General features: G+C 64.2%; 20 protein-coding genes and 1 pseudogene. 11 read left to right on the forward strand and 10 right to left on the reverse strand.

Going from position 1 to position 19,929, the window contains the following annotated elements:
- The first annotated feature begins 20 nt into the window (after positions 1 to 20).
- From HAP48_RS06765 to HAP48_RS06775, 3 genes are all read left to right on the forward strand, one after another.
- Positions 21 to 1,259, forward strand: a complete 1,239-nt coding sequence (locus HAP48_RS06765; protein WP_166214395.1) for a M48 family metallopeptidase — start codon at positions 21 to 23, stop codon at positions 1,257 to 1,259.
- A gap of 226 nt (positions 1,260 to 1,485) precedes the next feature.
- A complete protein-coding gene (locus tag HAP48_RS06770; protein WP_166214394.1) occupies positions 1,486 to 2,229 on the forward strand; it encodes a P-loop NTPase family protein in 744 nt (247 codons plus the stop codon).
- Positions 2,230 to 2,358: 129 nt separating this feature from the next.
- Positions 2,359 to 3,027: a P-loop NTPase family protein gene (locus tag HAP48_RS06775; protein WP_166214393.1), complete on the forward strand. Its 669-nt coding sequence runs from the start codon at positions 2,359 to 2,361 to the stop codon at positions 3,025 to 3,027.
- Between the two features lie 56 nt (positions 3,028 to 3,083).
- Here the strand turns inward: HAP48_RS06775 and oxlT are convergent, their stop codons facing one another.
- The 4 genes from oxlT to HAP48_RS06795 form a co-directional block, all read right to left on the reverse strand.
- Positions 3,084 to 4,358 carry an oxalate/formate MFS antiporter gene (gene oxlT / locus HAP48_RS06780; protein WP_166214392.1) on the reverse strand — a complete coding sequence of 425 codons (1,275 nt, stop codon included), beginning with the start codon at positions 4,356 to 4,358 and terminating at the stop codon, positions 3,084 to 3,086.
- Positions 4,359 to 4,403: 45 nt separating this feature from the next.
- The gene (locus HAP48_RS06785) at positions 4,404 to 4,553 is read right to left on the reverse strand and encodes a hypothetical protein (RefSeq protein WP_166214391.1); all 150 of its coding nucleotides are present in this window, start codon (positions 4,551 to 4,553) and stop codon (positions 4,404 to 4,406) included.
- A gap of 547 nt (positions 4,554 to 5,100) precedes the next feature.
- Positions 5,101 to 5,640, reverse strand: a complete 540-nt coding sequence (locus HAP48_RS06790; protein ID WP_166214390.1) for an adenine phosphoribosyltransferase — start codon at positions 5,638 to 5,640, stop codon at positions 5,101 to 5,103.
- Positions 5,641 to 5,654: 14 nt separating this feature from the next.
- A complete protein-coding gene (locus HAP48_RS06795) occupies positions 5,655 to 7,820 on the reverse strand; it encodes an anthranilate synthase component I (protein ID WP_166214389.1) in 2,166 nt (721 codons plus the stop codon).
- 340 nt (positions 7,821 to 8,160) lie between these two features.
- Here HAP48_RS06795 and HAP48_RS06800 point away from each other — a divergent pair, with 340 nt between their 5' ends.
- Positions 8,161 to 9,156, forward strand: a complete 996-nt coding sequence (locus HAP48_RS06800; RefSeq protein ID WP_166214388.1) for a VOC family protein — start codon at positions 8,161 to 8,163, stop codon at positions 9,154 to 9,156.
- Between the two features lie 170 nt (positions 9,157 to 9,326).
- On the opposite strand, the gene HAP48_RS06805 is transcribed toward HAP48_RS06800, so the two are convergent.
- The 3 genes from HAP48_RS06805 to petA all read right to left on the reverse strand — a co-directional run bounded on the left by HAP48_RS06805 (position 9,327) and on the right by petA (position 12,855).
- Positions 9,327 to 10,001, reverse strand: a complete 675-nt coding sequence (locus tag HAP48_RS06805; protein WP_166214387.1) for a dienelactone hydrolase family protein — start codon at positions 9,999 to 10,001, stop codon at positions 9,327 to 9,329.
- A 178-nt stretch (positions 10,002 to 10,179) separates the two neighbouring features.
- Entirely contained in the window at positions 10,180 to 12,252 is a 2,073-nt protein-coding gene (locus HAP48_RS06810) for a cytochrome c1 (protein ID WP_166214386.1), read from the reverse strand.
- Positions 12,253 to 12,324: 72 nt separating this feature from the next.
- Entirely contained in the window at positions 12,325 to 12,855 is a 531-nt protein-coding gene (petA, locus tag HAP48_RS06815) for a ubiquinol-cytochrome c reductase iron-sulfur subunit (RefSeq protein WP_029083716.1), read from the reverse strand.
- A 277-nt stretch (positions 12,856 to 13,132) separates the two neighbouring features.
- Between petA and HAP48_RS06820 the strand changes: the two genes are divergently transcribed.
- The 7 genes and pseudogenes from HAP48_RS06820 to HAP48_RS06850 all read left to right on the forward strand — a co-directional run bounded on the left by HAP48_RS06820 (position 13,133) and on the right by HAP48_RS06850 (position 17,616).
- Entirely contained in the window at positions 13,133 to 13,618 is a 486-nt protein-coding gene (locus tag HAP48_RS06820) for a tRNA (cytidine(34)-2'-O)-methyltransferase (protein ID WP_166214385.1), read from the forward strand.
- Positions 13,615 to 14,247 carry a 7-carboxy-7-deazaguanine synthase gene (queE, locus tag HAP48_RS06825; protein ID WP_166214384.1) on the forward strand — a complete coding sequence of 211 codons (633 nt, stop codon included), beginning with the start codon at positions 13,615 to 13,617 and terminating at the stop codon, positions 14,245 to 14,247. Before HAP48_RS06820 ends, queE begins: the two co-directional genes overlap by 4 nt.
- A gap of 31 nt (positions 14,248 to 14,278) precedes the next feature.
- Complete coding sequence (locus HAP48_RS06830) at positions 14,279 to 14,644, forward strand: 6-pyruvoyl trahydropterin synthase family protein (RefSeq protein WP_166216830.1); 366 nt, start codon at positions 14,279 to 14,281, stop codon at positions 14,642 to 14,644.
- 2 nt (positions 14,645 to 14,646) lie between these two features.
- The gene (hemF, locus tag HAP48_RS06835) at positions 14,647 to 15,540 is read left to right on the forward strand and encodes an oxygen-dependent coproporphyrinogen oxidase (RefSeq protein ID WP_175612355.1); all 894 of its coding nucleotides are present in this window, start codon (positions 14,647 to 14,649) and stop codon (positions 15,538 to 15,540) included.
- On the forward strand, positions 15,531 to 16,268 hold the full coding sequence (locus HAP48_RS06840; protein ID WP_166214383.1) for an HAD family hydrolase: 738 nt from the start codon (positions 15,531 to 15,533) through the stop codon (positions 16,266 to 16,268). Before hemF ends, HAP48_RS06840 begins: the two co-directional genes overlap by 10 nt.
- 78 nt (positions 16,269 to 16,346) lie before the next feature.
- Positions 16,347 to 17,113 (forward strand): annotated as a pseudogene (locus HAP48_RS06845) (IS5 family transposase).
- 260 nt (positions 17,114 to 17,373) lie between these two features.
- On the forward strand, positions 17,374 to 17,616 hold the full coding sequence (locus HAP48_RS06850) for a DUF2158 domain-containing protein (RefSeq protein ID WP_420869855.1): 243 nt from the start codon (positions 17,374 to 17,376) through the stop codon (positions 17,614 to 17,616).
- A 147-nt stretch (positions 17,617 to 17,763) separates the two neighbouring features.
- Here the strand turns inward: HAP48_RS06850 and HAP48_RS06855 are convergent, their stop codons facing one another.
- From HAP48_RS06855 to HAP48_RS06865, 3 genes are read right to left on the reverse strand one after another with little or no spacing between them, the layout of a single operon-like run.
- A complete protein-coding gene (locus HAP48_RS06855; RefSeq protein WP_166214381.1) occupies positions 17,764 to 19,020 on the reverse strand; it encodes a CCA tRNA nucleotidyltransferase in 1,257 nt (418 codons plus the stop codon).
- Positions 19,017 to 19,280 (reverse strand): DUF6111 family protein, encoded by a 264-nt coding sequence (locus HAP48_RS06860; RefSeq protein WP_166214380.1) that lies wholly within the window; start codon positions 19,278 to 19,280, stop codon positions 19,017 to 19,019. The genes HAP48_RS06855 and HAP48_RS06860 overlap by 4 nt, the downstream gene beginning before the upstream one ends.
- Entirely contained in the window at positions 19,277 to 19,912 is a 636-nt protein-coding gene (locus HAP48_RS06865) for a CoA pyrophosphatase (protein ID WP_371261233.1), read from the reverse strand. The genes HAP48_RS06860 and HAP48_RS06865 overlap by 4 nt, the downstream gene beginning before the upstream one ends.
- Positions 19,913 to 19,929 lie beyond the last annotated feature (17 nt).

Here is a 19,929-nt window from a genome sequence, read left to right on the forward strand (position 1 = left end):
GCGCGCCGGCGAGAGCCCTGATGGCCGCCTACGGTCTCTACACGCACATCGCATCGAACAGGTTTCGTTCGATGCTGCTGCTTGGCGGCCTGTTCCTGCTGATCTACGTGCTGGTCTATGCCGGCGCGCTGATTGCGGAGGTGATGATCGATAGCGGCCGCTCGGTCGACTATTACCTGACGCACGCCTCGCGCGATCTCGTCTCCGCCTTCCCATGGGCGACGATAGCGGCCGTGGCCTGGATCGTGATCGCCTATTTCTTCCACCAGAAGATGATCGACGCCGTCACCGGCGGCGAAAGCGTGACACGGCAGCAACAGCCGCGGCTCTACAATCTGCTGGAAAATCTCTGCATCTCGCGCGGCATCCCGATGCCGAAGCTGAAGGTGATGGACAGCCCGGCGCTGAATGCGTTTGCGACCGGGTTGAACCCGCGGCAATACGCCATCACCGTCACCACGGGTCTGCTGAACGCGCTTGATGACCAGGAGATCGAGGCCGTGCTCGGCCACGAGCTCACCCATATCAAGAACGGCGACGTGCAGCTGATGGTGGTCGCCGTGATCATCGCCGGCGCGGTCGGCTTCTTCGGCGAGCTGTTCTTCCGCCTGTTCACGAATCTGTCGTGGAACTCGAGCGGCGGCGGAGGCGGCTGGTCGTCCTCGTCATCCTCTCGATCTTCGTCCTCTGACCGTGACAGCAAGGGCTCGGGCGGCGGCGCGATCGTCGTGATCATCATCGCGGTCGCGCTGATCGTGCTGGCCTGGCTGCTGTCGCAGGTGGTCAAGCTCGCGCTGTCGCGCTCGCGCGAATTCTTGGCCGATGCCGGATCGGTCGAGCTGACCAAGAATCCCGATGCGATGATCACCGCGCTGCGCAAAATCGAGAACCGCGGCGAGCTGCCGGATGCTACCTCGGCGGTGATGGAACTCTGCATCGACAATCCGCGCGAGGGCTTTGCCGACCTGTTCGCCACCCACCCGTCGGTGAAGTCCCGGGTCGATGCGCTGGTGAAATATGCCGGCGGCCACGACCCCGGGCCGCTGGCGCTGCCGGACGAGACATCGGACCAGACGGAGACACAGGATGAGCCGTCCGCGGCTGGCGACCAGCCTCCGCCAGTGACCCACGGCCCGTGGGGCGACACGCCGCCTGCACCGGCGAACAATCCGCCGGCGTTGCCGGGCACCAGCCCCGCACAGGGACCCTTGGGGCCGCTCCAGGGACCTCTTCAGGGACCTTGGGGCCGGCACCGCTGATCCCGCCAGCTCTTTGATTTGGGCATGATCTCTTCGGAAAACCGCTTCGCACTTTTCCGGATCATGCCCCTACCTCACTCAGTCCATTAAGGAAATCCCCACCAAACCGGTCGCTTGCACCTTAAGGAATTGAATTCTCCCTCGTTTCTGCCATGTTCGCGCCCAAAGCAGTGTGGGGACTTGCCGATCGCCATCGCGGTCGGGAGCGCGCTTTCAAGGGATTTCCATGGCAAAGCCGGTTGTGATCGTGGTGGGCGCCGACAAGGGCGGGGTCGGCAAGACCACCGTTTCGCGGACGCTCCTGGACTATTTCAGCGCCAACAATGTGCAGACCCGGGCATTCGACACCGAGTCGCCGCGCGGCACGCTAAAGCGCTTCCACCCCGACATCACCGAGATCGTCGACATGACGACGACCGCGGACCAGATGAAGATCTTCGATACGCTGAACGCCGGTTCCTCGGTCACCGTGATCGACGTCCGCGCCGGCCTGTTGTCGCCGGCGCTGGCCTCGCTGCGCGACATCGGCTTCCTCGACGCGGCGCGCTCCGGCCAGATCACCTTCGCCGTGTTCCATATCCTCGGACCCTCGATCGCCTCGCTGGACGAGATCGCCGAGACCGCCAACTTCATGAGCGGCGCGAAATATTTCCTGGTGAAGAACTTCATCAACGACACCCAGTTCTTCCAGTGGGACCAGGCGACCTACAATTCCTACTTCCACCGCATCAAGGATGCCGTCGACCTCACCATCCCGAAGCTCAACGAAATGGCTTACGAGCAGGTCGAGGTTTCCTCGGTACCGTTCCTGAAATTCGTCGCCAACAAGGGCATCAACGACGACGCCGCCAACTACTCCTTCGTGCTGCGCGGCTATGTCCGGCACTGGCTGGCCAATGTCTGGAGCGAGTTCGACCGGATCAAGCTGACCGACCTGGTCGGCGCCAAGTCGGCCAAGGGCGAAAAATAGTCGCCCCCAAAGGCAGCGAAAAATCGCGCCCGGGGCAGCGAAAAAAGTCGCGCCCGGCAGCGAAAAAATCGCGCCTGGGGGCGGCGATGGGGCTGGATTAGGCGAAAATTTGGCCTGATATAGCGGGCGATGTCGTCCACGCCCGTTTACATCATCTGCTCGCCCCGCCCGCAGGTCGGCAAGACGCTGATCGCGCGGCTGCTCGGCGAATTCCTGCTGCTCAAGAACGGCGACGTGGTCTGCTTCGACATCAACCTGAAGGAGCCGTCGCTGCTCGACTACCTGCCGCGGATCACCGAGACCGCCGACGTGATCGACACCTACGGCAAGATGCAGCTGATGGACCGCGTCATCGTCAATGACGGCATCGCCAAGGTGATCGACCTCGGCTACCACGCCTTCGACGAATTCTTCAAAATGGCCGACCAGATCGGGCTGATGAAGGAGGCGCTGCGCCGCCGCGTCGCGCCCGTCATCCTCTACGTGGCGGATACCGACCGCGCCTCGGTGCGCGGCTACCAGATGCTGCAGGGCCAGATCCCGCCGAACGGGCTCGTCGTCGTCGACAATGAATTCGTGGTGCGCGGCGAGCTGCCGCCTGTCATGAACGCAAGCCGGGTGCTGCGCTTCCGCGCGCTGCCGGTGTTCCTGAAGACCTATATCGACCGGCTGAATTTCTCCTTCACCGGCTATTTGCGCCAGGAAAGGGATTCATCGACCGAGCTGCATCAGTGGATCCGGAAGAACTACACGACGTTCCGCGATCTCGAGCTCAGCATGCTGCTGCAGCGGTTGTAGCCTTTCGCCCTCTCCCCGCTTGCGGGCAGAGCCTACAGCGCCGTGTGATCCCGGCGTCAAGCATTCGCAAGGTGACGCCGCAACACCGGCTTGAGCAGCACCAGGGCGCACAACGCCGCCAGAATGTCCATCGCAGATACCGTGTAAAGTACGGTGGACCAGGTACCGGTCGCCTCCGTGATCAGATTTCCCACCGGGACGAGCAGAGAGGCAACACCCTTCGAGCAATATAGTACGCCATAGATGCTGCCGATATTCTTCGTTCCGAAGGCATCTGCCGAGGTAGCACTAAACAGACTGTAGACTTCGCCCCAGGCGAGGAAAACGACACCGCTGAGGAAGACGAAAGCCCATGGATTGCGGCCAAACGTGGCAAGCGTGGCGATGCCGATTCCCTCCAGCGCGAAGGCCACGAACATCGTATTCTCGCGCCCGATGTAATCGGAGATAACGCCGAACAGCGGTCGCGAAATCCCGTTCATGATACGATCAAGCAGGAGCGCGAAGGGCAGCGCGGCGAGGGCGAAGAAGTACAGATCGACCTTGAGATCCTTGACCCCGAGATCCTGCGACATCGGCCCGAGTTGCGCGACCGCCATGAGGCCGCCGGTCACCGTCATCGTGAACATCACGAACAAAAGGTAAAACACCGGCGTCCTGGCGGCTTCGAGCAACGTGTAGTCACGTCGGCTTTGCGGAACGATCGTCGAAGGTCGCGTTTCGCCCGCCTGCGGCGCCCGCATCGCGAGGGAGGCGAGCATGATGATGATTCCCTGGATCAAGCCATACCAGAAGAAGGCGACCTGGAAGCCGCCATTGGCGATCATGTTGGCAATCGGAAGGATGGTGAGAGCGGATCCCGCACCATAGGCCCCCGCCGTGAAGCCAACTGCAAGGCCGCGACGATCAGGAAACCATTTGATCGCGTTGTTGACGCAGGTGGCGTACACGCAGCCCACGCCAATGCCCCCGATCGCGGCGGCGACATAATAGCCCGTGAGCGAGGTGGCGTAGGAATCCATGATCCATGCGAGGCCGGTAAAGAAGCCGCCGATGAGCACGATGATGCGCGGACCGAAGCGGTCAATCAGATAGCCCTCGAATGGCGTAAGCCAGGTTTGCACGAGCACGAAGATCGTGAAGGCGATCTGGATGCTGGCGCGCTGCCAGCCGAACGTCTTCTGGATTTCCGGCACAAACAGTGTCCAGGCATATTGGATGTTCGCGGCCGCGACCATGCAGACGACGCCGAGAATGAGTTGCATCCAGCGGTAGCCCGCCTGGGCTTGTGCACCAGGATGCGTCGTGGAGATTGTTGCTGACGATGTCATGATACCTCCCTGGTGGCACCGCGACTGCCGACAGAATTTTTTCCGTCAATGTCCCGCCACTTCCGCGTAAACAGTTGCCCAGCCGATGGCGTCCGCCGGCAGCATGGATGTGACTGCCAGCGAAAGGACCAGGCCAAGAGCAGAGAAAAGCGAGACCACGTCCAGATCAGTGGTTCCCTCGTAGATTGTGTACATGAACGCCTCCGATGCCTAGATCGGTAGCCTCGTCCAATGTGATGCACTTGGTGATGCATACGGGCCGGCGCTGGACCTGCTCCTTCACTCCGGGGGAGTCGGCGCACCTGTCCGATGCGTGTCCAGCCGCCTTTACGCCCTGGCCGTCAATGAGGTCGAACGACACCCGTTCGCTCGCCAGGGGCGTAATCGTCCCACTGACAGGCGGCCGACAACGAGCGGCAAGCTCGCAATCAACTATTGATCGGCCCGACCCGCCTCAGAGATGGCGTCCCACATCGCTGCACCCGCCCTTCCAGGTACATGGGCGCGCTGCCGAGCAACCCAGACTATAGCCGCATCTGAGCTGCACGTCGGTGCGTTCTCATGCCGCACCTTGGCCCCCACCGAGCTTTTGGCGCTGGACCGGACCCCAATTGGGAGGCGGCTTGAGATGGGGGTATTGGCCCGACGCAGGCCTTCCGCGACGCCTGCATTTTCGGCTGCTTCCGGTTGAACAGCGGTCGTCAAGCGAAGGGTCAGGTCAAGCTGGCACGTGAAGACGCGGCTAGTGCCCCTCGAACGCCATCAGCGTGCGCACCGGCACGTCCATCGCGCGCAGTTTGGCGGCGCCGCCGAGATCGGGCAGGTCGATGATGAAGCAGGCGGCGACAACATTAGCGCCGATCTGGCGCAACAGCTTGACCGCGCCCTCCGCGGTGCCGCCGGTCGCGATCAGATCGTCGACCAGGATCACGCGCTCGCCGGGCAGCACGGCGTCGGCATGCATCTCCATCTCGTCGATACCGTACTCCAGCGAATAGGCGATCCGCACCGTGGTGTGCGGCAGCTTGCCCTTCTTGCGGATCGGCACGAAGCCGGCCGAGAGCTGGTGCGCCACCGCGCCGCCGAGGATGAAGCCACGGGCCTCGATGCCTGCGACCTTGTCGACCTTCGCCCCGGCCCAGGGATGCACCAGCTCATCGACCGCCCGGCGGAAGGCACGGGCATCCGCGAGCAGCGTCGTGATGTCGTGAAACAGGATGCCCTTCTTCGGGTAGTCCGGGATGCTGCGAACGGTCGCCTTGATGTCGTGGTCGAAGGTCATTGGTCTCGCAATCCTCATTTGGCCGGCGGATTAAGCCGGAATGCATTCTCGACGATGCGCAGGCCCACCTCATTGCCGAGCGACATCAGCGACTCCGGATGGAATTGCACGCCGCCGACCGGCAGGGTCTTGTGCTCGATCACCATCGCGACGCCGTCTTCGGTGGTCGCGGTCACCGCCAGCACCTCGGGCACGCTGTCGCGCTCGACATAGAGGGAGTGGTAGCGGCCGATCACGATCTCATTGGGCAGATTGTGCATCAGCCGGCCGCCGCGCACCTGGACGCGCGAGGGACGGCCGTGCGCAGGCTGACCAAGCTGACCGAGCTGACCGCCGAAATATTCGCCGATCGCCTGCACGCCGAGGCAGACGCCAAAGATCGGCAGCTTCTTCTCGAGCGCAGTGTCGATGGTTTTCGCGATGCCGAAATCCTCCGGGCGACCCGGCCCGGGCGACAGCACCAGCAGGTCCCAGCCCTTCTTCTTGAGCATGTCCTGGGCATGGATATGCCTGACCACGGTGACGTTGGCACCGACCTGGCGGAAGTAATCGGCCAGCATGTGCACAAAGCTGTCGTCGTGATCGATCAGCAGCACGTTCTTGCCGGAGCCGGTGGCATCAGGCGCGAAATCCGACAACGGCTTCGGCGGATCGCCGCGCAGCGCCTGGAACAGCGCCGCCGCCTTGACCTGGCACTCGCGGTCCTCGGCGGCCGGATCCGAGTCGAACAGGCAGGTCGCACCGACCCGCACCTCGGCCAGGCCATCCTTCATGCGGATGGTGCGGATGGTCAGCCCGGTGTTGATGCTGCCGTCGAAATTGACGCAGCCGATCGCGCCGGCATACCAGCGCCGCGGCGAGCGCTCGTGGTCCTCGACGAACTGCATCGCCCATAGTTTCGGTGCGCCGGTCACCGTCACCGCCCAGGCATGGGTGAGGAAAGCGTCGAGCGAATCGAAGCCCGGCCGCAGCATGCCCTCGACGTGATCGACGGTGTGGAACAGTTTTGAGTAGGTCTCGATCTGCCGCCGCGCCAGCACCTTGATGGTACCGGGCACGCAGACGCGTGCCTTGTCGTTGCGGTCGACGTCGGTGCACATGTTGAGCTCGAACTCGTCCTTCTCCGAGTTCAACAGCTTGCGGATCTGCTCGGCATCGCCGATCGAGTCCGAGCCGCGCGCGATGGTGCCCGAGATCGGGCAGGTCTCGACCCGGCGGCCGTCGGAGCGCACGAACATCTCCGGCGAGGCGGAGACCAGGAATTCGCCGTCGCCGAGATTCATCAGCGCGCCATAGGGCGACGGGTTGATGCGGCAGAGCCGCTGGAACACTTCCGCCGGCGACCGTTCGCAGGGCTCGCCAAACAATTGCCCGGGCACCGCCTCGAACAAATCGCCGCGCGCGAAGGCCGCGCGCGCGACCTCGACCGTGGCCTGGTATTCGCCCGGAGCATGATCGGCAAAGCCCTGCCGGCCGTTCCTGGCGTAAAGGCTCGGCGCGGTCCCGTGCGACTGGCCGGCGGTTGATTTGCCCTTCCAGGAGAATTCGTAATTCAACGCCACGCCGCGGCCGGTGGCGCGGTCATAGGCGAGCAGGCGATCCGGCACGTAGAGCACGATGTCGCGCTGGTCGGCCTCGCGGGCGCGCTTCTGCACGATATCCTCGATCTGGAACACGAGGTCGTAGGCGAAGGCGCCGAACAGGCCGAGCAGCGGATCGGCATTGGAGGTGAATGCCGCCACCATGTCGCGCACCAGCGACATCACGCTGGCGCGGCGGGTGCGCTGGTCTTCCTGGACCGGCGCGGCACCGCGGATGATATGGCCGGCGAGCCTGGTGGCACTACGCTCGGAGATCACGACGCAGGGCTCGCGCAGCACGTCGCCGAGGAAGGCGATCAAGACCTCGCCGCGCGGGTTCAGCGCCTGCAATGAGAAATTGGTACCCGACGTCTCCAGTACCAGCGGCGGATCGGCAAAGCCGAGGTCAAAGCTCTCGTAGCGGCCCGGCACCGTCGTGCCCGAGGACAGCACCACGCCGCGGCGGCGGTCCAACAGCGCGATCAGATCGTCGAGGCGGTTGGCGCCGCCGGTGAACTGCTCGACCACGCGCGCGACGGCAAGGCCGCCATTGGTGAGGTATTCGCTCTTGGCCGGCAGGGAGAAGACTGTCCTGTTCATGTGATCCTCTTACGAGACTTGGGAAGAGAGCGCCACACAGGACAAACGAAGGGCCGTCGCACTGCGATGGCGACCTTCGACGACTTTTGGAAATGAAATCGCACCGGCCACCTATGAGGAGGTGGGCCACCAACGACGGGATGGGCTGGCAACGGTGCGCATGGCCGTTACACACCACCCGGCGCGGGCCGTGTCAAGGGATGGCCGGTGCCCTTGCTCCTGCCCCTGCCCCAAGGCGGGACGGCCTTTTTCCGGTTCGCACGGCGGGGAATCCGCGTAGGATTTGTGGAAATGGCGGCCGATCGGCCGCCCAAAAAACAGACAGATGGCGGAGGCGCAGATGGCGATTTTGGGTCTCGGATATGCCGGCTTCGGCTCCGACGCGCTCGACGACTGGCGGCAATTCGGCACCGGCCTGGTCGGGCTGCAAGCCATCGAGCGCGGCAATTCGCTGCTCGCCTTCCGGATGGACGATCGCAAGCAACGCATCGTGATCGACCGCGCGCAGGGCGAAGGCACCAGGTTCTTCGGCTGGGAGGTGGCGGACGCCGCAGCGCTCGACGCGCTGGCGGCGCGGCTCGAGCATGCCGGCGTCGCCGTAACCGCCGAGCCGCAGGCGCTCGCCGACGCGCGGCGGGTGCGCGGCCTGATCTCGTTCCAGGACCCGGCCGGCAACCGGCTCGAAGCGTTCCATGGCCCGGAGATCGACGACACGCCGTTCAAGCCGGGCCGCTCGATCTCCGGTTTCCGCACCGGCGCGCTCGGCCTCGGCCACGCGGTGCTGACGGTCGAGAACATCGCGCCGGTCATGAGCTTCTATGTCGACGTGCTCGGCTTCGCCCTGAGCGACTACATCGAAAAGCCGTTCCGCGCCTATTTCTTTCACGTCAATGCCCGCCACCACTCGCTCGCGCTGATCGAGACCGGGACGAACGGCATGCATCACCTGATGGTCGAGCTGTTCTCGCTCGACGATGTCGGCCAAGCCTACGACATTGCGATGAAGGAGGACCGGGTCAACGTCACGCTCGGCCGTCACACCAACGATTTGATGACGTCGTTCTACGCCAAGTCGCCGTCAGCCTTCATGGTCGAGTGCGGCTGGGGCGGCCGCGAGATCGACCCGACAAACTGGACACCGTTCGAGATGGTTGACGGCCCGAGCCTGTGGGGCCACGAGCGCGTCTGGCTGTCAGCCGAGGACCGCGCCGTCGCGCGCGGGATGCGCATGCGCGCCGCCGCCGAGGGCAAGCGCGCCCCGGTGCAGGTGCTGGAAGGCAATTTCAAGCTGATGTCGGGGACCTGCCCGTGGTGGGACGGGGTGAAGAACGCATAACGATTGCGTTCCCGGCCTAGTGCGCAATTGCGCACGGGGGCCGGGACCCATAACCACAGGGCGCAATTGTTTGGCAAAGCCGTCGACCAGCTTCCTTTGATCACGACCGCCGCGGCGTATGGGTCCCGGCCTTCGCCGGGACGACAGCGGTGGCCGTAGCGGGCAGCCTCTTACCCCAAATGCTTCCTGAAAAACTCCGTCGCCCGGCCCCAGGCCAGTTCTGCACAGTGCCGGTCGTGCACCGACAAACGCTGCTCGTTGCCGAAACCGTGCTCGGCGTCATAGCGGAACAGCTCCAGCGATTTGCCGGCGGCGTTCATCGCTTTCTCAAACCCGTCGACCAGCGCCGGCGTGCACCAGTCGTCCTTGGTAGCAAAATGCCCCTGCAGCGGAATCTTGACGTCCGCCGGCTTGGCCGCCTGCTCCGGCGGAATGCCGTAGAACACCACACCGGCCGTCAGCTCCGGGATCTTGGTGGCGCCGATGATGGTCACCGCGCCACCGAGGCAGAAGCCGGTCAGGCCGACCTTGGTGCCGCTCTTGGCAAGGTATTGCGCGGCGCCGCGCACGGTCTGCGTGGTGGCATCCATGAAGTCGAGCGAGTTCATCTCTTTGCCGGCCGCGTCGGTGTCGTGATACGGCACCACCTTGCCCTTGTAGAGATCGGGCGCCAGCGCATCGAAGCCGGCCAGCGCGAAGCGGTCGCACATTCCCTTGATCTGGTCCTGCAGGCCCCACCATTCCTGGATCACGACCACGCCCGGCGCGTTGCCGCGCGCGGCATTGGCGAGATAGCCTGACGCTTCCTTGCCGTCCGGACGCTTGAAGCTGATGCTGGTACCCATGAGTTCCTCCGCAATGTTTGCCGGCTGATTGGCCGGCATCTTGTCCGCACTCGGTGACGGACGCAATCGCCCTGCGGCGGGCTCGCGCACTCGTCATCTCCGCGCATTGGCGCCGCGTGCGTCCCGCACAACAAAAAAGCCCCCGAAGGGGCTTTTTCAAACTCGCTACCTAACGAGGTCAGTGGGCGTCGGCCCAGACCTTGCGCTTGGTGAAGTACATCAGGATCGCGAACACGATCAGGAAGAAGAACACCTGCATGCCGATCCGCTTGCGCTCCTCCATGTGCGGCTCGGCGGCCCACATCAGGAACGTGGTGACGTCGTGCGCATACTGCTTCACTGTCGCCGGCGAACCGTCATCGAAGGTCACCTGACCGTCGGACAGCGGCTTCGGCATCTTGATCGAGTGGCCCGGGAAGTACTTGTTGTAGTACGAGCCTTCCGGAATCGTGACGCCGGCCGGAGCCTTGTCCTCGAAGCCCTGCAGGATGGCATCGACGTAGTCGGGGCCCTGCTCCTGGTACTGGCTGAAGAAGTCGATCACGAACTGCGGGAAGCCGCGCTTGTAGGACCGCGCCTTGGTGATCAGCGAGAGATCGGGCGGTGCAGCGCCGCCATTGGCCACACGCGCTGCCTGCTCGTTCGGGAACGGCGACGGGAAGTAATCCGCCGGGCGGCCCGGACGTTCGAACATTTCGCCCTGGTCGTTCGGGCCGTCCTTGATCTTGTACTCGGACGCGAACGCCGCCGCCTGCGCCACCGAATAGCCGGGGCCGCCGGCATCGGCGAGGTTGCGGAACGCGACATAGGACAGGCCGTGACAGGCCGAGCAGACTTCCTTGTAGACCTTCAGGCCACGCTGCAGCGAGCCGCGGTCATACTTGCCGAAAGGGCCGGAGAACGACCAACTCTGTGCCGGCGGCGCATTGCCACCCTCCTCGGCCTTGGCGTTCTGGGTGCTGCCGGCGAACAGGCCGCCGGCCACCACCAGCGCAAGCATCACGGAGGCTGCGGTCACGACCCTGCCCTTGCTCTTCGCCAGCACGTCGTCGGCGATCGAGTTCGGCAGCGGGCGCGGCGTCTCGATGCGGGAGAGCAGCGGCAGCACGATCAGGAAGTAGGCGAAGTAGCAGACCGTCAGGATGCGGCCGGCGATGACGTAGATGCCTTCCGGCGGCTGCGAGCCGAGATAGCCGAGCAGGATGCAGACCACGACGAAGATCCAGAAGAACTGCTTGGCCAGCGGACGATACTTCGAGGACCGGGTCCGCGCGTTGTCGAGCCAGGGCAGGAACGCCAGGATGACGATCGCGCCGAACATTGCCACCACGCCGGCGAGCTTGTTCGGGATCGAACGCAGGATCGCGTAGAACGGCAGGTAGTACCATTCAGGCACGATGTGCGCCGGGGTCACGCCGGGGTTCGCCGGGATGTAGTTGTCGGCGTCGCCGAGATAGTTCGGCATGTAGAAGATGAACCAGGCGAAGAAGATCAGGAAGCAGGACACGCCGAACGCGTCCTTGATCGTCGCATAGGGCGTGAACGGGACGCTGTCCTTCTCGGTCTTGGCCTCGACGCCGGCCGGGTTGTTCTGACCCGCGACGTGCAGCGCCCAGACGTGCAGCACGACCACGCCGGCGATCACGAACGGCAGCAGATAGTGCAGCGAGAAGAAGCGGTTCAGCGTCGGGTTGCCGACCGAATAGCCGCCCCACAGCAAGGTCACGATGCTCTCGCCGAAATAGGGAATTGCCGAGAACAGGTTGGTGATGACGGTCGCGCCCCAGAAGCTCATCTGGCCCCACGGCAGCACGTAGCCCATGAAGCCGGTCGCCATCATCAAGAGGTAGATGATGACGCCGAGGATCCACAGCACCTCGCGCGGCTCCTTGTACGACCCGTAATAGAGACCGCGGAACATGTGGACGTAGACCGCGAAGAAGAACATCGACGCGCCGCAGGCGTGCATGTTGCGCAGCAGCCAGCCGTAATTGACGTCACGGACGATCAGCTCAACCGATTTGAAGGCGAGGTCGGCGTGCGGCGTGTAGTGCATCGCCAGGATCACGCCGGTCAGGATCTGCAAACCCAGCATCAGCGACAGAATGGCGCCGAAGGTCCACCAGTAGTTCAGGTTGCGCGGCGTCGGGTAGGCCACGAAGGAAGAGTGGACCAGGCCCATGATCGGAAGGCGCCGTTCGATCCACTTCAAGGCGGGGTTGCTCGGTTGAAAATCAGATGGTCCGCTCATTGATGCGATCCTGAAGAAGAAAAACGACGCGATGGGTCCAAGGGGAAGCCGAAGTCCCGGAGGGTCCGGGACTTAGCCGATCTGGATTTTGGTGTCGGAAAGGAAGGCGTAGGGCGGCACCGCCAGGTTGGCGGGCGCCGGCCCCTGGCGGATACGACCGGAGGAGTCGTACTGCGAGCCGTGGCAGGGGCAGAAGAAGCCGTCGTAATTGCCCTCATGGGCGATCGGGATACAGCCGAGATGGGTGCAGATGCCGATCACGACCAGCCACTGGTCGTGGCCGGCCTTGACGCGGGCCGAGTCGGGCTGCGGATCGGGCAGGCTCGAGAGCGGCACGCTCTGGGCCTCCTGAATCTGCTTCTTGGTGCGGTGGCTGATGTAGATCGGCTTGCCGCGCCAGAACACCTTGATGTCCTGGCCCTCGGCGATCGGCGCCAGGTCGACCTGGATCGGTGCGCCGGCTGCGATCGTCGCGGCATCCGGGTTCATCTGGGCAACCATCGGCCACACGGTGGCGGCTGCGCCGACCACGGCGGCAGCTCCGGTTGCAACGAAGAGAAAATCACGGCGTGTCGGATGGTCCGCCGAAGACGCTGTCGTCACGATTCCTAGCCCTTTCTTTTCTGCAGCCGGTGGAACCGCCCCAAAGACGCGGAACGCGTCCCGAGAAAGGCTGCCGGCGCCCGCGGCCCCCGCGGCGGCAGAAAACCGCTATTCCCCACCCCAAATGGCGGAACAGCAGTCCAGAATCGTTCTATTGGCACCCTTGCCGGACGAGCGCAAGCCCGCTATCGGCTCGCAAACGTGCAATGCACGAAATCAGCGCCGGGCGATGTTTTATTGAGACAATTTCATCCGGTTTTCACAGGTCGTCAGCACCATGCAGATCGCGCTGTTCCAGCCCGACATTCCCCAGAATACGGGAACGATTCTGCGCCTCTGCGCCTGCCTGGATGTGGCAGCCCACATCATCGAACCGGCGGGGTTCGACGCCTCGGACCGGAATTTCCGCCGGGCGGGTATGGACTATCTCGACCATGTGCGGTTGAAGCGTCACGACTCATGGTCGAAATTCGAGGAATGGCGGGCCGAGGCCGCCTGCCGGCTGGTCCTGTTCACGACCAGGGCTGCGAAATCCTATCTTGATTTCGAGTATACGGCCTCCGATGTCCTGCTGTTCGGGCGCGAGACGGCGGGGGTGACCGACGCAGTGGTGGCCGCCGCGGACGCGCGGCTGGTGATTCCGATCAAGCCGCCCCTGCGCTCGCTCAATGTGGCGGTCACGGCGGCCATGGCCCTCGGCGAGGCGCTGCGGCAGACCGGTTCGGGAACAGCCGGTTCGGCAACTCAGAGGGATTTTTGGTGAGCTACGCGGTCAAGGAGATATTTCTCACCCTGCAGGGCGAAGGCGCCCATGCGGGCCGCGCCTCCGTGTTCTGCCGCTTCGCCGGCTGCAACCTCTGGAGCGGCCGCGAGCAGGACCGCACTGGGGCCGTCTGCCGGTTCTGCGACACCGATTTCGTCGGCACCGACGGCACGCTTGGCGGCCGCTATGCCGACGCGGCCGAGCTCGCCAACACCATCGCCGCGCAATGGACCGCCGGCGCGGCCGACCGCTACGTGGTCTTGACCGGCGGCGAGCCGCTGCTGCAGGTCGACACCGCCCTGATCGAGGCCCTGCACGGGCATGGCTTTGCGATCGCGATCGAGACCAACGGAACCATCGCCCCACCCGACGGGCTCGACTGGATCTGCGTCAGCCCCAAGGCCGCGGCCGAGCTCGTGGTGCGCAGGGGGCACGAGCTCAAGCTGGTCTATCCGCAGGTGGAGAATAAGCCGGAGGATTTCGCGGGGCTGTCATTCGAGCGCTTCTCGCTGCAGCCGATGGACGGCCCCGACGTGATCGCGAATACCGAGCGCGCGATCGCCTATTGCCTGAAGCACCCGCAATGGCGCCTCAGCGTGCAGACGCACAAGACGCTCGGTATCAGATAACTACCCTGGCAGAACTGGATTGTTGAACGAGATGTGGGAATTGACGAAAGCGTTTCGGTTCGAGGCTGCGCATGCGCTTTCCGGAACGACGTTTGGTGTGAACAGCGAGGAGATTCACGGTCACTCCTTCCGCGCCGAAGTCACGGTGCGCGGTACGCCCGACCCGAAAACCGGGATGGTGATCGATCTCGGCCTGCTGGAGCGCGCCATGGCCGAGGTGCAGAAAACGCTCGACCACAAGTTCCTGAACAAGATCGAGGCCATCGGCGTGCCGACGCTGGAGAATCTCTCGCGCTTCATCTGGGAGCGGCTGCAACATACCGGCAAGCTGACGCGCGTCGCCGTCCATCGCGACAGCTGCAACGAGAGCTGCACCTATTTCGGACCGCAGGGATAGTCATGCTGCCCACAGACCCCGCCATCATCGAAGACCGCAAGGCGCGTGCGCGCGGCTGGTTCGAGGCGCTGCGCAACGACATCTGCGCGGCCTTCGAGACACTCGAGGACGATGCCCCCGCAGCGCTCTATCCCGGCGACGCCGGCCGGTTCGTGCGCACCCCCTGGGACCGCACTGACCACACCGGCAAGCCCGGCGGCGGGGTGATGTCGATCATGAAGGGCCGGCTGTTCGAGAAGGTCGGCGTGCACTGCTCGACCGTGCATGGCGAGTTCGCCCCCGAATTCCGCGCGCAGATTCCCGGTGCCGCCGATAATCCCAGATTTTGGGCCTCGGGCATTTCGCTGATCGCACATTTGCGCAATCCGAACGTGCCCGCCGTGCATATGAACACCCGCTTCGTCGTCACCACCAAGGCCTGGTTCGGCGGCGGCGCCGATTTGACGCCGGTGCTGAACCGGCGGCGCACCCAGGAGGACCCCGATACGGTCGCCTTCCATGCCGCGATGAAAGAGGCGTGCAGCGGGCCGAACGGCGTCGCCGACTACGACAAGTACAAGAAATGGTGCGACGACTATTTCTATCTGCCACACCGCAAGGAAGCCCGCGGCGTCGGCGGCATCTTCTACGACTGGCACGACAGCGGCGACTGGGACGCCGACCTCGCCTTCACCCAGGACGTCGGGCGCAGCTTCCTGAAAATCTATCCCGACCTGGTGCGGCGTAATTTCGCGGCCGCCTGGAGCGCCGAGGATCGCGATGAGCAGCTGATCCGCCGCGGACGCTATGTCGAGTTCAACCTGCTCTACGATCGCGGCACCATCTTCGGCCTGAAGACCGGCGGCAATGTGGATTCGATCCTGTCGTCGCTGCCGCCGGAGGTGAAATGGCCGTGACCAAGCTGCCGCGCGCGATGCTGATCGACATGGATGACACCATCCTGTCGGCCTATGGGCGCCCCGAGATCGCCTGGAACACGATCACCGCCGAATTCGCCGAGGAGCTGGCGCCCCTGCCCCCGGACATGGTCGCAACCGCGCTGTTGGCCTATGCACGGCAATTCTGGTCGACGGCCGAGCCGATCTGGCGGATCAAGCTCGGCGAGGCGCGGCGGCTCACCGTGAAGGGCGGCTTGGCGGCGCTCGCGGCGGTCGGCCACCGCGCGCTGCCGGACGATCTCGCCGACCGCATCGCCGATCGCTTCACGGCTTACCGCGAGGAGGAGATGTTCGTCTTCCCCGGCGCGCATGAGGCGATCGATGCGTTCAAGGCGCTCGGCATCAAGCTCGCGCTGGTCACCAACGGCGCCGCCGAGATGCAACGCGCCAAGGTCGAGCGCTTTGCGCTCGGCCATCGCTTCGATCACATCCAGATCGAGGGCGAGCACGGCTTCGGCAAGCCGGAGGAGCGCGCCTATCTGCACGCGATGGAAGCGCTCGGCGTCAGCGCACCGGATACCTGGATGATCGGCGACAATCTCGAGTGGGAAGTCGTGGCGCCACAGCGGCTTGGCATCTATGCGATCTGGATGGACGTGCATGGCGTCGGATTGCCGCCGGGATCGACAATCAAGCCCGACCGCATCATCCGTTCGCTGACCGAACTGGTTCCTGCCGCGCGCTAGGTGGTGTGGACTCTAAGGATTCCCTTTTAGGAGCAAATCAGATTCAAGGCTGCTTTTGGGGAGGCAGCCTTGGGTGTGATGGACCGTTTGGTATTGAGCGACGCGGCGTGGGAGCGGATAGCGCCGCTGATCATAGGGCGCCCCGATCAGAAGGGCTCCACCGGGCGCGACAACCGGATGTTCGTGGAAGGTGTGCTGTGGATCGTGCGCACGGGGTCTCCCTGGCGCGATCTCCCGGAGGTGTTTGGCGATTGGAACAGCGTGTTCCGGCGCTTCAGCCGATGGAGCATCAAGGGTGTTTGGTGGCGGATCTTCGAGGCGATGTCCGATGATCCGGACTTCGAATATCTGATCGTCGATTCCACCATCGTTCGGGCGCATCAGCACGCCGCCGGCGCCAAAAAGGGGGGTCTGAAGATCAAGCGGAAGATCAAGCGATCGGCCGCTCGCGCGGCGGCCTGAGCACCAAGATACATATGGCCGTTCGTGGCTTGGGATGTCCGGTGCGGTTCACGCTCACCGCAGGTCAGAAGGGCGATGCACCGCAAGCCGCCGCATTGATCGAGGGATTATCTGCCGAGGTCGTCATGGCCGATACAGCCTATGACGCCGATCACTTGCGCCAAGCCATCGCCGCCAAAGGCGCGCTCGCAGTCATCCCCAACGACCCGTCACGCGCGCTCAAATATCCGCTCGACAAGCATCTCTATGCCCAGCGCCATCTCGTCGAATGCTGCTTCTCAAAGCTCAAGCAGTTCCGACGCGTCGCAACCCGCTTCGAAAAGACCGCCCGAAATTATCGCGCCGTCGTCACCCTCGCAGCCATCGTCTTATGGATGCGATAAGTGTCCACACCACCTAAAGCATGATCCGGAAAAGTGCGAAGCGGTTTTCCGAAAAGATCATGCTCAAACAAAGAGCTAAAGCGCGATGACGATTCAACCCAATCTCATCGCGCTTTAATAGCCGCAACGGCTGTTTACACAGCAAATCCACAGCACCGAGTGGCGGCCGTGATCGCACTGTCATCACCGGTCGCTAGCCTGCCGTCCGCGTCATCAAGCGCGGAGGGAAAATCATGGAACTGAAACCAGGCGATGTCGTCATGCTGAAATCCGGCGGCCATCCGATCACGGTCGTTGAAGTCGACGAGGACAAGGTCGAGTGTCTGTGGATGGGCACGGACGGCGATTTGTTTCGCGAAACCTTGCCGCTCGTCGCGCTCGAATCGACCGAAATCGATCCGGAAGATGACGAGGAAGACGACGACGAAGAAGAGGATGACGAGGAAGAAGAAGAGGACGACGACAAGGAGCACGGCAGCCGCAAGAAGCGCAAGGCTGCGTAAGTAAAGGCTGCGTAAGTTTTCTCAGGCGATGCTGCCCGCCGAGCCGTCGGCAGCATCGCTTCCGCGTCCCGTCAGAATGCGCGCAACGCTTTCGCGGTCATCGCGCTGCCGATAGTCACGGCAGCGTGGTGGAGATATCGGTCAAGCTCACAGCCGATGGTCGCGGGTGAAACGGGAAACGGTCTGGTCGGCGATGCCAGACAACACCTGCGGATCGAGCGGAAAATCCGCGGCAAGCCAAGCATCCTCGGCCAGGGTCAGGACATGCCCCAACGCCGGTCCCTCGGCAATCCCGCGCGCGATGAAATCCGACGCCCTCAAGGGAAAGTGAGGCGCGCGCCAGCGTTGCGGCAGCGTGGCGAGCGCGCGCCACTGATCGACATCGCGGTTCGCGCCGGTTCGCGCCCAGGCCAGCAGCAGCCGGTCGCGATAAGGCTCCTCATCGAGCCGGTAGAGCCTGCGCCTGGCACGCGCCTCGTCCATGCCGGGCAAGCGCCACCAGCGATGGCCCATCGAGTCGAGCGCCTTGGCTTCGGCATTGGAGAGCCGCAGCCGGCTCGCGATGCGCCGCGCATCCTCGGTCACGGCGACCGTCAGCGCGGCGAGCCGGCGCGTCGCGCTCGGCTTAAGCTCCATCAGCCCCTCGATCTCGATCATCGCCGCGAACGGTCCGGTATAGGCGACGCCGCCGAACAGCGGCAGCAGCAGTCCGCCATCCCCCATCGCAACCACCGCGCCCGCGGCGCCGTTCGCGACCACGAGCTTGAGCATCTCCATGCGGATCCGCTCGGCCGACAGGCCGGCGAGTCCGGCGCATCCGGAGATGCAAGCGAGATAGCCGGCGCGATCGACCTCGCCTGCGGCATAGGCGGCGTGGAAACGGAAGAAGCGCAGGATGCGCAGATAATCCTCGGCAATCCGCTGCGCCGGATCGCCGATGAAGCGCACCCGCCTCGCCGCGATGTCGGCGAGGCCGCCGACGTGATCGTGCACGATGCCGTCGGCATCGACCGACAGGCCGTTGATGGTGAAGTCGCGCCGCTCGGCGTCGCGCACCCAGTCGCGCCCGAACGCCACCTTGGCCTTGCGGCCATAGGTCTCGGTGTCCTCGCGCAGCGTCGTCACCTCGAAGGGCTGGCTGTCGACGACCAGCGTCACGGTGCCGTGCTCGATGCCGGTCGGCACGCTCTTGATGCCCGCCCGCCTGGCGCGGCGAACCACCTCGTCCGGCAACGCCGTCGTGGCAATGTCGATGTCGGCGAGCGGAATTTTCATCAACGCGTTGCGCACTGCGCCGCCGATCACCCGCGCTTCCTCGCCGTCGGCATTGAGCAGGCCGAGCACCCGCGCCGCTGGCCCCTCAGTGAGCCATGGCGCGTCGGACAACAGGCGCACCTCGCTCATTTCTCAGCTCCGGGCACCAGCCTGCCGTCCTCGATATGGGCGGGAACGTAGGTCGAGTTCGGCGGCGCGCCGGTCAATTCGGCAAGCAGCACGAAACTGATGATGACCAGCACCAGCGCCGCCAGCGTCAGCTTCGCCAGCATGTCGAGCGGCCATGACGCCGGCAGCGTCACGCCGGCGCGCGTCGCGATGAGGTAGATGGCATAGACCGCGAAGGGGATCAGGAAGACGCCGATCTCGGTCAATACCGTGCGGATCATGACAGATAGATCCGCTCATACAGCACACGCAGGATGCCCGCGGTCGCGCCCCAGATGTAGCGCTCGGCGAACGGCATCGCATAGTAGTGCCGGTCGATGCCGCGGAATTCCTTGACGTGGATCTGATGATTCTCGGGATTCATCAGGAACGCGAGCGGCACCTCGAACGCATCGACGACCTCGGCTTCATTGATCTCCAGTGTGAATCCCGGCTTCACCTTGGCGACCGTCGGCAGGATGCGGAAGCCGAATGCGGTGCCATAGAGGTCGAGATAGCCGACCGGGTCGATGAATTCCCGCTTCAGCCCGACTTCTTCGCAGGCCTCCCGCAACGCGGCATCGAGCGGCGAGGCATCGGTGGCGTCGATCTTGCCGCCGGGAAACGAGATCTGACCGGCGTGGCTCGACAGATTGGGCGAACGCTGCGTCAAGAGCACGGTCGGCTCGGGATGATCGACCACCGGGATCAGCACCGCGGCCGGCCGCACCGGCTGCTCCTGCGCCACGATCTCGAGCATGCGGTCGTTGCCGGAGTCTCCGGTGCGCGGAATGATATGCGGATCGACCAACCCCGGCGGCACTTCGAAATCGAGCCGCGTGCGGGCCCGCGCGAAGAATTCCGTCGAACTGATCGTCGCCGGCCTCACCT

The sequence above is a fragment of the Bradyrhizobium septentrionale genome, from assembly GCF_011516645.4.
In the GTDB taxonomy this organism is placed as follows: domain Bacteria; phylum Pseudomonadota; class Alphaproteobacteria; order Rhizobiales; family Xanthobacteraceae; genus Bradyrhizobium; species Bradyrhizobium septentrionale.

Coding starts and splice junctions, on each gene's coding strand:
- HAP48_RS06765 (WP_166214395.1), top strand. CDS start 21: ATGGCCGCCTACGGTCTCTACACGCACATCGCATCGAACAGGTTTCGT.
- HAP48_RS06770 (WP_166214394.1), top strand. CDS start 1,486: ATGGCAAAGCCGGTTGTGATCGTGGTGGGCGCCGACAAGGGCGGGGTC.
- HAP48_RS06775 (WP_166214393.1), top strand. CDS start 2,359: ATGTCGTCCACGCCCGTTTACATCATCTGCTCGCCCCGCCCGCAGGTC.
- oxlT (WP_166214392.1), bottom strand. CDS start 4,358: ATGACATCGTCAGCAACAATCTCCACGACGCATCCTGGTGCACAAGCC.
- HAP48_RS06785 (WP_166214391.1), bottom strand. CDS start 4,553: ATGTACACAATCTACGAGGGAACCACTGATCTGGACGTGGTCTCGCTT.
- HAP48_RS06790 (WP_166214390.1), bottom strand. CDS start 5,640: ATGACCTTCGACCACGACATCAAGGCGACCGTTCGCAGCATCCCGGAC.
- HAP48_RS06795 (WP_166214389.1), bottom strand. CDS start 7,820: ATGAACAGGACAGTCTTCTCCCTGCCGGCCAAGAGCGAATACCTCACC.
- HAP48_RS06800 (WP_166214388.1), top strand. CDS start 8,161: ATGGCGATTTTGGGTCTCGGATATGCCGGCTTCGGCTCCGACGCGCTC.
- HAP48_RS06805 (WP_166214387.1), bottom strand. CDS start 10,001: ATGGGTACCAGCATCAGCTTCAAGCGTCCGGACGGCAAGGAAGCGTCA.
- HAP48_RS06810 (WP_166214386.1), bottom strand. CDS start 12,252: ATGAGCGGACCATCTGATTTTCAACCGAGCAACCCCGCCTTGAAGTGG.
- HAP48_RS06820 (WP_166214385.1), top strand. CDS start 13,133: ATGCAGATCGCGCTGTTCCAGCCCGACATTCCCCAGAATACGGGAACG.
- HAP48_RS06830 (WP_166216830.1), top strand. CDS start 14,279: ATGTGGGAATTGACGAAAGCGTTTCGGTTCGAGGCTGCGCATGCGCTT.
- hemF (WP_175612355.1), top strand. CDS start 14,647: ATGCTGCCCACAGACCCCGCCATCATCGAAGACCGCAAGGCGCGTGCG.
- HAP48_RS06840 (WP_166214383.1), top strand. CDS start 15,531: ATGGCCGTGACCAAGCTGCCGCGCGCGATGCTGATCGACATGGATGAC.
- HAP48_RS06850 (WP_420869855.1), top strand. CDS start 17,374: ATGCTGAAATCCGGCGGCCATCCGATCACGGTCGTTGAAGTCGACGAG.
- HAP48_RS06855 (WP_166214381.1), bottom strand. CDS start 19,020: ATGAGCGAGGTGCGCCTGTTGTCCGACGCGCCATGGCTCACTGAGGGG.
- HAP48_RS06860 (WP_166214380.1), bottom strand. CDS start 19,280: ATGATCCGCACGGTATTGACCGAGATCGGCGTCTTCCTGATCCCCTTC.